This window comes from Streptococcus infantis, assembly GCF_001579645.1.
In the GTDB taxonomy this organism is placed as follows: domain Bacteria; phylum Bacillota; class Bacilli; order Lactobacillales; family Streptococcaceae; genus Streptococcus; species Streptococcus infantis_E.
In genome coordinates, this window is sequence record NZ_KQ970823.1 from 38,080 (window position 1) to 48,142 (window position 10,063).

Consider the following 10,063-nt stretch of genomic DNA (forward strand, 5'->3'; position numbering starts at 1 on the left):
AAGACTGAGGAAGTTAAGGATAAGTTGACTAGGGCTTTGGACCAAGCAGGTTTGTCACCAAGTGTACGTGGAGAAGCACTAAGCTTGGAAGAATTTGCCAGTCTAGCAGATGCGCTTAAAGGACAAGGACTCTAAGATGCAGGGACAAATCATTAAAGCTTTGGCTGGCTTCTACTATGTGGAAAGTGATGGTCAGGTTTATCAAACACGTGCGCGTGGGAATTTCCGTAAAAAAGGTCACACGCCCTACGTTGGAGATTGGGTAGATTTTTCTGCGGAGGAAAATTCCGAGGGTTATATCCTCAAGATTCACGAACGAAAAAATAGTCTGGTTCGCCCGCCTATTGTCAATATTGACCAAGCTGTTGTCATTATGTCCGTTAAAGAACCTGACTTTAATAGCAATTTGCTGGATCGCTTTTTGGTTCTTTTAGAGCATAAGGGCATTCATCCTATCGTCTATATTTCTAAAATGGATTTACTGGAGGATAGGGGAGAACTGGATTTTTACGAGCAGACCTATAGTGCTATTGGTTACGACTTTGTGACCAGTAAAGAGGAACTCTTGCCCTTGTTGACAGACAAAGTGACGGTCTTCATGGGGCAGACAGGTGTTGGGAAGTCAACTCTCCTCAATAAAATTGCACCAGATCTCAATCTTGAAACAGGAGAAATTTCAGATAGTCTGGGTCGTGGTCGCCATACTACTCGAGCTGTTAGTTTTTACAATCTCAATGGTGGTAAAATCGCAGACACCCCAGGATTTTCATCGCTGGATTACGAAGTAACAACAGCAGAAGACCTTAATCGAGCTTTTCCAGAAATTGCCAGTGTCAGTCGAGGCTGCAAGTTCCGTACTTGTACGCATACCCACGAACCTTCTTGCGCGGTTAAGCCTGCAGTAGAAGAGGGCATCATTGCCACCTTTCGTTTTGATAACTACCTACAATTCCTCAGTGAGATTGAAAATCGTAGAGAAACCTATAAAAAAGTCAGCAAAAAAATTCCAAAATAAGGAGAAACCTATGTCTCAATACAAGATTGCTCCGTCAATTCTGGCAGCGGATTATGCCAACTTTGAACGTGAAATTAAACGCCTAGAGGCAACTGGGGCAGAATACGCCCATATCGATATCATGGACGGTCACTTTGTACCTCAGATCAGCTTTGGTGCAGGTGTAGTCGAAAGTCTTCGACCTCATAGTAAGATGGTCTTTGACTGCCACTTGATGGTATCAAATCCTGAACATCATCTAGAAGACTTTGCGCGTGCAGGAGCGGATATTATCAGCATCCATGTCGAGGCAACACCTCATATCCATGGCACTCTTCAAAAGATTCGTTCTCTCGGTGTTAAACCTTCGGTAGTCATCAATCCTGGTACGCCTGTTGAGTCTATCAAGCACGTGCTTCACTTAGTTGATCAAGTCTTGGTCATGACGGTGAATCCTGGCTTCGGTGGGCAAGCATTTCTGCCAGAAACCATGGATAAGATACGTGAATTGGTTTCCCTTCGTGAGGAAAAAGGCTTGAATTTTGAAATTGAAGTGGATGGTGGGATTGATGATAAAACTATTGCTCAAGCCAAAGAAGCTGGTGCAACAGTTTTTGTAGCAGGATCCTATGTTTTTAAGGGAGATGTCAATGAACGAGTGCAAGCTCTCAGAAAACAACTGGACTAAAGTTGCAGTTTTTGCAGGCGGAGACCGCGGTCACTATCGGACAAATTTTGACTGCTTTGTCGGTGTGGATCGAGGCTCGCTTTGGGTACTAGAGGAAAAACTTCCTCTTGCTCTTGCAGTTGGGGATTTTGATTCTGTGACTGTAGAAGAACGTCAGTTGATTCAGGCGAATGCCCAGCGCTTTGTCCAAGCCCAGCCAGAAAAAGATGATACGGATCTGGAACTAGCGCTTTTAACGATTTTTGAAAAAAGTCCTCAAGCTCAGGTCACTATTTTCGGTGCTCTGGGTGGTCGCATTGACCATATGTTAGCTAATGTCTTTCTACCCAGCAACCTTAAATTGGCGCCCTATATGCGTCAAATAGAGATTGAGGATGGGCAAAATTTGATTAGCTATTGCCCAGAAGGAATCAGTCGACTTGAACCACGTTCGGACTATGATTATTTGGCCTTTATGCCTGTGAGGGATAGTCGTTTGACAATACTCGGTGCCAAGTATGAACTGACAGAGGAGAATTTTTTCTTTAAGAAAGTTTACGCTTCTAACGAATATATAGATAGGGAAGTGTCAGTGACTTGCCCAGATGGCTATGTGGTTGTGCTGCATAGTAAGGACAGGAGGTAGGATGGAAAGTTTACTTGTTGTTTTATTAGTTGCTAATCTAGCCGGCCTCTTTCTTATTTGGCAAAGGCAGGACAAGCAGGAAAAATATCTGACCAAGAGCTTGGAGGACCAAGCAGATAACCTATCAGACCAGCTAGATTATCGATTTGAACAAGCCAGACAAGCTAGTCAGCTAGATCAAAAAGACTTGGAAGTGGCTGTCAGCGACCGTTTGCAGGAGGTGCGGATTGAATTGCACCAGGGCTTAACTCAAGTTCGGCAGGAAATGAATGAGAACCTCCTTCAAACAAGAGATAAGACCGATCAACGACTACAGGCCTTGCAGGAATCAAATGAGCAACGCTTGGAACAGATGCGCCAAACGGTCGAGGAGAAATTAGAAAAGACCTTGCAGACACGCTTGCAGGCTTCATTTGAGACAGTTTCCAAACAACTGGAATCTGTCAATCGAGGCCTAGGTGAAATGCAGACGGTGGCGCGTGATGTCGGTGCGCTTAATAAAGTTCTTTCTGGAACCAAGACCCGAGGAATTCTGGGTGAATTACAACTGGGACAGATTATTGAAGATATCATGACACCTGCCCAGTATGAACGAGAATTTGCTACTGTTGAAAACTCTAGTGAACGTGTGGAATACGCCATCAAGTTGCCTGGACAAGGTGACCAGGAATATGTCTATCTACCAATCGACTCTAAGTTTCCACTGGCAGATTATTACCGTCTGGAAGAAGCCTATGAAGCGGGTGACAAGGACGAGATTGAGCGCTGTCGTAAGTCTCTCCTAGCAAGCGTCAAGCGTTTTGCTAAGGATATTAAGAGTAAGTACCTGGCGCCACCTCGGACAACCAATTTTGGAGTCTTGTTTGTTCCGACAGAAGGACTCTATTCGGAAATTGTTCGAAATCCGATTTTCTTTGATGATTTGAGACGGGAGGAGCAAATTATCGTTGCAGGTCCAAGTACCTTGTCGGCTCTTCTTAACTCCCTATCGGTTGGTTTCAAGACTCTAAACATTCAAAAAAGTGCCGACCATATTAGTAAAACCCTAGCTAGTGTCAAAACCGAATTTGGCAAGTTTGGTGAGATTCTGGTCAAGGCACAAAAACATCTCCAACATGCCTCTGGCAATATTGATGATTTATTAAACCGTCGTACTACAGCTATCGAGCGAACGCTTCGTCACATTGAGTTATCAGAAGGTGAGCCTGCGCTTGATTTGCTCCAATTCCAAGAAGATGAGGAAGAATATGAAGATTAGTCACATGAAGAAAGATGAGCTTTTTGAAGGCTTTTACCTGATCAAGTCAGCTGACCTGAGACAGACACGTGCTGGGAAAAACTACCTAGCCTTCACCTTCCAAGATGATAGTGGAGAAATCGAAGGGAAGCTCTGGGATGCTCAACCCCACAATGTTGAAACCTTTACAGCAGGGAAAGTAGTCCACATGCAGGGACGCCGAGAAGTTTATAATAACACCCCTCAGGTTAATCAGATCACCCTTCGCTTACCTCAGCCTGGCGAACCCAACGACCCAGCGGACTTTAAGGTTAAATCTCCAGTAGATGCCAAAGAGATTCGTGAGTATATGGCGCAGATGATTTTTAAAATTGAAAATCCAATTTGGCAGCGAATTGTTCGGAATCTCTACACCAAATATGACAAGGAATTCTACTCCTATCCAGCTGCTAAGACCAACCATCATGCTTTTGAGACAGGTCTTGCTTACCATACTGCTACTATGGTTCGTTTGGCAGAAGCGATTGCAGATATTTATCCTCAGCTCAATAAGAGTTTGCTCTACGCGGGGATTATGTTGCACGATCTGGCCAAGGTTATTGAGTTAACAGGTCCCGACCAGACAGAGTACACAGTAAGAGGAAACCTTATTGGTCATATCGCTCTGATTGATAGCGAAATTACCAAAGCGGTAATGGAACTTGGCATTGATGATACTAGAGAAGAGGTTGTACTTCTTCGCCATGTCATTCTCAGTCACCATGGTCTCCTTGAGTATGGTAGTCCAGTTCGTCCTCGAGTGATGGAAGCAGAAATTATTCATATGATTGATAATTTGGATGCCAGCATGATGATGATGTCAACTGCACTTGCCCTAGTTGATCAAGGAGAAATGACCAATAAGGTCTTTGCAATGGACAATCGTTCCTTCTACAAACCAAAATTAGACTAGAAACTAAAAAAATGAACTTTATTTTGACAATAAAGTTCGTTTTTTTACTGTATTATGTTATAATTAGTAAAAGACTAAATAAAAAGAACGGTGAATACGTAATGAAATTAAGAAGAAGTGACCGGATGGTTGTGATTTCCAATTATTTGATCAACAATCCCTATAAATTAACTAGCCTCAATACTTTTGCAGAAAAGTATGAATCAGCTAAATCTTCTATTTCAGAAGATATCGTCATCATCAAACGCGCTTTTGAAGAGATTGAAATTGGTCATATCCAAACAGTGACAGGTGCAGGTGGAGGAGTTATTTTTACACCATCTATTTCTACCCAAGATTCTAAAGATATTATTAATGAGTTACGTGAAAAACTCTCAGAAAGCGACCGTATCCTTCCAGGTGGCTACATTTATCTATCGGATCTGCTCAGCACACCGTCCATTTTGAAAAATATTGGTCGCATTATTGCTAAGAGCTTCATGGATCAAAAGATTGATGCAGTTATGACTGTGGCAACCAAAGGGGTTCCGCTTGCAAATGCAGTTGCAAATGTCCTCAATGTACCTTTTGTTATTGTACGCCGTGACTTGAAAATCACTGAAGGATCAACTGTTAGTGTCAACTACGTTTCAGGTTCTAGCGACCGTATTGAAAAAATGTTCCTTTCAAAACGTAGCCTTAAAGCAGGAAGCCGTGTCTTGATTGTTGATGACTTCTTGAAAGGCGGAGGAACGATTAACGGTATGATTAGCCTTTTAACAGAGTTTGATTCTGAGTTAGCTGGTGTAGCTGTCTTTGCTGATAATGCGCAGGAAGATCGTGAACAGCAGTTTGACTATAAATCACTCTTAAAAGTTACCAATATTGATGTGAAGAATCAACAAATTGAAGTTGAAGTTGGAAATATCTTTGACACAGAAAAATAAGAGATAATAAGATACTTAAAGGTTGGAACTTTCGTCCCAGCCTTTCTTTGATAATGAATATGAAGGAGCCCTATGAAGACGCCATTTATTAAACGTGAAGACTTAGAAAAGATTGTTGAAGAGTTTCCAACTCCATTCCATCTCTACGATGAAAAAGGTATTCGCGAGAAAGCACGCGCAGTAAACAAAGCCTTTTCATGGAATAAAGGTTTTAAAGAATACTTCGCTGTAAAAGCGACCCCAACTCCAGCTATCTTGAAGATTTTGCAAGAAGAAGGATGTGGAGTGGATTGTTCTAGTTATGTAGAGCTCTTGATGAGCCATAAACTTGGATTTGCAGGCTCTGATATCATGTTCTCGTCAAATAATACTCCTGACCAAGAGTATGCCTATGCTAAAGAATTGGGTGCCACAATCAATTTGGATGCCTTTGAAGATATTGAACATATGGAGCGTGCAACAGGGATTCCTGAGATTATCTCTTGCCGTTACAATCCTGGTGGCGTATTTGAACTAGGAACGGACATTATGGATCATCCTGGTGAAGCTAAGTTCGGGATGACAAAGGAACAGCTCTTTGAAGCCTTTGCTATTCTGAAAGAAAAGGGAGTTAAAACCTTTGGCATTCATTCCTTCCTAGCTTCTAATACTGTGACTCATCTCTATTATCCAGAATTGGCGCGCCAGCTCTTTGAGTTAGCCGTAGAAATCAAGGAAAAATTGGGAATTTCACTGGACTTTATCAATCTTTCTGGAGGGATTGGGGTCAACTATCGTCCGGACCAGGAGCCAAATGATATTGCTTTAATTGGTGAGGGTGTTCGTCAGGTTTATGAAGAAGTTCTTACGCCAGTAGGTCTTGGTCAAGTTAAGATTTTTACAGAACTAGGACGCTTTATGTTGGCGCCTCATGGAATTCTAGTGACTAAAGTAACCCATAAAAAGAAGACTTATCGGACTTATCTTGGAGTAGATGCATCTGCTGTTAATCTAATGAGGCCGGCTATGTATGGCGCTTACCATCACATCACCAATATGATGAATCCTGATGGTCAGACTGAAATAGTTGATGTTGTGGGATCTCTCTGTGAAAATAACGACAAGTTTGCGGTTAATCGGGAACTGCCTCAGACAGAAATTGGTGATTTGTTAGTCATTCATGATACAGGTGCGCATGGTTTCTCTATGGGGTACCAGTACAATGCCAAACTTCGTTCAGCTGAAATCCTCTACACAGAGGACGGAGCTGCACGACTAATCCGTAGAGCTGAGCGACCAGAAGATTATTTTGCGACCTTGTATGGCTTTGATTTTGACAAGGATGAATAGAGTTTTTGAAAATCGTGAAAGTTGAAAGAAAAAAATAGTTTGTTTTCTAAAAAATAGGCAAAATCTGTGGTTTTTCCTTTCAGACATGTTATAATAAAGCTATAAAACGGTTTCAAGAAAGGGAATGATATGAGTGAAGAAACAATTGATTATGGACAAGTGACAGGAATGGTGCACTCAACAGAGAGTTTTGGGTCGGTAGATGGGCCCGGGATTCGTTTTATTGTCTTTCTTCAGGGCTGTCAAATGCGTTGCCAGTACTGTCATAATCCAGATACATGGGCTATGGAAACTAATAAATCTCGTAAACGAACAGTGGACGATGTTCTAGAAGAAGCACTCCGTTACCGTGGCTTCTGGGGAACCAAGGGTGGTATTACAGTCAGTGGCGGAGAAGCTCTCTTGCAGATTGACTTTCTGATTGCTCTCTTTACCAAGGCAAAAGAAAAAGGTATCCACTGTACCTTGGATACTTGTGCCCTTCCATTCCGTAATAAACCACGTTATCTGGAAAAATTTAACAAGCTCATGGCCGTTACAGACTTGGTACTCCTTGATATTAAGGAGATTAACGAAGCACAGCACAAGATTGTGACCAGTCAAACCAATAAAAACATCTTGGCTTGTGCTCAATACTTGTCAGAAATCGGTAAACCTGTATGGATCCGTCACGTGCTAGTTCCTGGATTGACAGACAGAGATGAGGATTTGATTGAACTTGGTAAGTTTGTAAAAACTCTCAAAAATGTTGATAAGTTTGAAATCTTGCCTTATCACACAATGGGTGAGTTCAAATGGCGTGAGCTTGGGATTCCGTACTCACTTGAAGGAGTTAAACCTCCAACAGCAGAACGTGTTAAGAATGCTAAGGAATTGATGGATACAGAAAGCTATCAAGATTACATGAAACGTGTACATGGATAAAATGAAAGAAGAGGTCGGGATTTTTTCTCGGCCTCTTTTCAACTATAGAAAAGGCTCAGCATTTAAGCTAAGCCTTTTATTTTTTATCTAGAATGTTGCTTTCCAGCATTGCGTTTTTTGTTTTTCTTCTTGTTAGAAGTTGTGATAGCTGTTGCTGGTTCAGGGGTTACATCTTTACGAGTGCTTGAAGTTTTGCTTGCTTTTGGTGGGTTCTTAGCAAATTCTTCACGTACTTTTTTACGAAGTTTTGGACGAACGATGTAGTTGATGATAAATTGTTGAAGGATCATCATGAAACCACCGACAACCCAGTAAAGTGTAACGCTGGCTGGTGAGAAGACAGAGAACACGACAATCATGAGAGGGCTCATATAGAGCATCTTCTTGATCTGTTCTCTTTGAGTTTCATCCTCAACTCCATGTAAAGAAAGGAGTGATTGAAGATAGTAAAGGATACCAGCAAAGGCAACCAAAATCATACTAGGTGAGCCTAGAGGAATTCCTAGGTAGCTTGCTTGGGCAACTCCTTCAGTATGTTGGGCAGCAAAGTAGATAGCAGAGAAGAAAGGCATTTGAATGAGGATAGGGAAACATCCCACGCCGCCAAACATGCTGATGCCGTGCTCTTTTTGAGCAGCAAAGAGAGCTTGTTGAGCTTCTAGTTTTTCTTCTTGAGTTGTTGCTTCTTTCAGGCGAGTCTGATGTGGTTCAAGGACGTGCTTGAGAGCATTCATCTTTTCAGAGTGAAGCGTTGCTTTCCATGATTGGTAGATACCAAGTGGGAGGATAATCAAGCGAACGATAATGGTTACGATGATAATCCCAACACCGAAACCGAGACCTTGATCATTAGCGAAGTATTTGATAGCTTCTCCCATTGGAGCACCCAAGAAATCCCAAACGGGACCAATTGGCTTACCTGTTGCTTTATCGATCTGAACGCAACCTGCCAAGACTAATAGCATAGCCACTCCCATAGCCGAGAGTGCAAAACGTTTAATAGATTTCACTGTTTTTATTCCTTCTTTAAAAATTATACCTTTCTATTCTACTGTTTTTTTGGAAAATATACAATAGTTCTAGAGACCTAATTTGCGACTTTGAAGTCTGAATAAGATGGAAAGTTACTCAATTGAACATCAAGATAGGTTACTTTAGAGAATGGGGTAGGGCCTTTTCGAATCTCTTGGATAAACTTGGCCATGATGGCTGAAGACTCTGCTTGGGCAAGGATTTCAACGGTTCCGTCATCGTTATTCCAGACACGACCCGTAATGCCACCTAGTTCTAGAGCTAGGGTATAGACACCCCAGCGGAAGCCCACTCCTTGGACGCGACCTTGGGCGATCATTTTAACCTTTTGCATACCAAACCTCCTTGATTGTGTTATAATATTTCTATGACTATTATAACCTCTAAAGCCAATTCTGTGGTGAAAAATGCCAAAAAATTGCATCAAAAAAAATATCGGAAAACCTCATATCTGATTGAGGGATGGCATCTGTTTGAAGAAGCTGTTCAGGCAGGTGCAAAGATTGAGAAAATTTTTGCTCTCGCAGAGTATGGAGATAAGCTGGTAGACTATCCTCAGACTGTTTTTGTAACCGAAGAAATCTTGCTCGATTTAGCAGATTCTCAAACGCCTCAGGGCATTGTTGCCATTGTTCAAAAGGAGGAGGAGCATTTACCAGATTTGAGTCAGGGGAAATACCTTTTCTTAGAAGATGTGCAGGATCCAGGAAATGTTGGCACAATGATCCGGACGGCAGATGCGGCAGATTTTTCTGGAGTCATCGTTTCAAGTAAGTCGGCAGATATTTATAGCTTGAAGACTCTCCGATCCATGCAGGGCAGTCATTTTCATGTACCGATTTATCGGATGCCTGTTGAAACATTTGTAGAAGAGGCTAAAAAGGGCAATTTACCAATTTTGGCAACTACTTTGTCCCAAAATTCTAAAGATTATCGTGAGCTTGCTCAGCTAGAAGATTTTGTCTTAGTCATGGGGAATGAAGGTCAAGGCATTAGTCCATTCATGACAGACCAGGCAGACCAACTGGTTCATATCAGCATGAAAGGGCAAGCGGAAAGTCTCAACGTTGCCATTGCTGCAGGCATACTCATGTTTTATTTGAGTTAAAATAGTTTATTTTTGTTATAATCAGTAAAAAGATTTCATAAGGAGAAAAAGATATGAATCAAACAATTATTCAAGAACGTTCTGGCTTGAATCAATTTTATGCAAAAGTCTATGCTTTTGTAGGGATTGGGATCGCCTTATCTGCACTTGTTTCAGCCTTAATGTTAACAACCTTCCAAGACCTTCTTGTTCAGTTGATGTTTAACGCCCGCATATGGCTAATCGTAACAGGAGTAGTTGAAGTTGCT

Annotated in this window: 11 protein-coding genes and 2 pseudogenes; 11 read left to right on the forward strand and 2 right to left on the reverse strand. The window is 41.8% G+C overall.

The window, feature by feature from the left end; all coding sequences use genetic code 11:
• The 9 genes and pseudogenes from SINDD18_RS10605 to pflA all read left to right on the forward strand — a co-directional run.
• Positions 1 to 135 (forward strand): annotated as a pseudogene (locus SINDD18_RS10605) (16S rRNA (adenine(1518)-N(6)/adenine(1519)-N(6))-dimethyltransferase RsmA); the annotation flags it as partial.
• 1 nt (position 136) lies between these two features.
• On the forward strand, positions 137 to 1,015 hold the full coding sequence (rsgA, locus tag SINDD18_RS08255; protein WP_061863792.1) for a ribosome small subunit-dependent GTPase A: 879 nt from the start codon (positions 137 to 139) through the stop codon (positions 1,013 to 1,015).
• Between the two features lie 10 nt (positions 1,016 to 1,025).
• Complete coding sequence (gene rpe, locus SINDD18_RS08260; RefSeq protein ID WP_061863793.1) at positions 1,026 to 1,682, forward strand: ribulose-phosphate 3-epimerase; 657 nt, start codon at positions 1,026 to 1,028, stop codon at positions 1,680 to 1,682.
• A complete protein-coding gene (locus SINDD18_RS08265; protein ID WP_061863794.1) occupies positions 1,645 to 2,307 on the forward strand; it encodes a thiamine diphosphokinase in 663 nt (220 codons plus the stop codon). Before rpe ends, SINDD18_RS08265 begins: the two co-directional genes overlap by 38 nt.
• Position 2,308: 1 nt before the next feature.
• Complete coding sequence (gene rmuC / locus SINDD18_RS08270; RefSeq protein ID WP_061863795.1) at positions 2,309 to 3,565, forward strand: DNA recombination protein RmuC; 1,257 nt, start codon at positions 2,309 to 2,311, stop codon at positions 3,563 to 3,565.
• Positions 3,555 to 4,496 (forward strand): 3'-5' exoribonuclease YhaM family protein, encoded by a 942-nt coding sequence (locus SINDD18_RS08275; RefSeq protein WP_061863796.1) that lies wholly within the window; start codon positions 3,555 to 3,557, stop codon positions 4,494 to 4,496. Before rmuC ends, SINDD18_RS08275 begins: the two co-directional genes overlap by 11 nt.
• Positions 4,497 to 4,597: 101 nt before the next feature.
• A complete protein-coding gene (gene purR / locus SINDD18_RS08280; protein ID WP_061863797.1) occupies positions 4,598 to 5,422 on the forward strand; it encodes a pur operon repressor in 825 nt (274 codons plus the stop codon).
• Positions 5,423 to 5,494: 72 nt separating this feature from the next.
• Positions 5,495 to 6,751, forward strand: a complete 1,257-nt coding sequence (locus tag SINDD18_RS08285) for a diaminopimelate decarboxylase (RefSeq protein ID WP_061863798.1) — start codon at positions 5,495 to 5,497, stop codon at positions 6,749 to 6,751.
• 129 nt (positions 6,752 to 6,880) lie between these two features.
• On the forward strand, positions 6,881 to 7,675 hold the full coding sequence (gene pflA, locus SINDD18_RS08290; protein WP_061863799.1) for a pyruvate formate-lyase-activating protein: 795 nt from the start codon (positions 6,881 to 6,883) through the stop codon (positions 7,673 to 7,675).
• Positions 7,676 to 7,758: 83 nt separating this feature from the next.
• On the opposite strand, the gene yidC is transcribed toward pflA, so the two are convergent.
• Both yidC and SINDD18_RS08300 read right to left on the reverse strand, forming a co-directional pair.
• Positions 7,759 to 8,685, reverse strand: a complete 927-nt coding sequence (gene yidC, locus SINDD18_RS08295; protein ID WP_061863800.1) for a membrane protein insertase YidC — start codon at positions 8,683 to 8,685, stop codon at positions 7,759 to 7,761.
• A 77-nt stretch (positions 8,686 to 8,762) separates the two neighbouring features.
• Positions 8,763 to 9,041, reverse strand: coding sequence for an acylphosphatase (locus SINDD18_RS08300; RefSeq protein ID WP_001174501.1), 279 nt, complete (start codon positions 9,039 to 9,041; stop codon positions 8,763 to 8,765).
• Positions 9,042 to 9,074: 33 nt separating this feature from the next.
• Between SINDD18_RS08300 and SINDD18_RS08305 the strand changes: the two genes are divergently transcribed.
• The gene (locus tag SINDD18_RS08305) at positions 9,075 to 9,815 is read left to right on the forward strand and encodes a TrmH family RNA methyltransferase (protein WP_061863801.1); all 741 of its coding nucleotides are present in this window, start codon (positions 9,075 to 9,077) and stop codon (positions 9,813 to 9,815) included.
• A 53-nt stretch (positions 9,816 to 9,868) separates the two neighbouring features.
• A pseudogene (locus tag SINDD18_RS11420) lies at positions 9,869 to 10,063 on the forward strand (Bax inhibitor-1/YccA family protein); the annotation flags it as partial.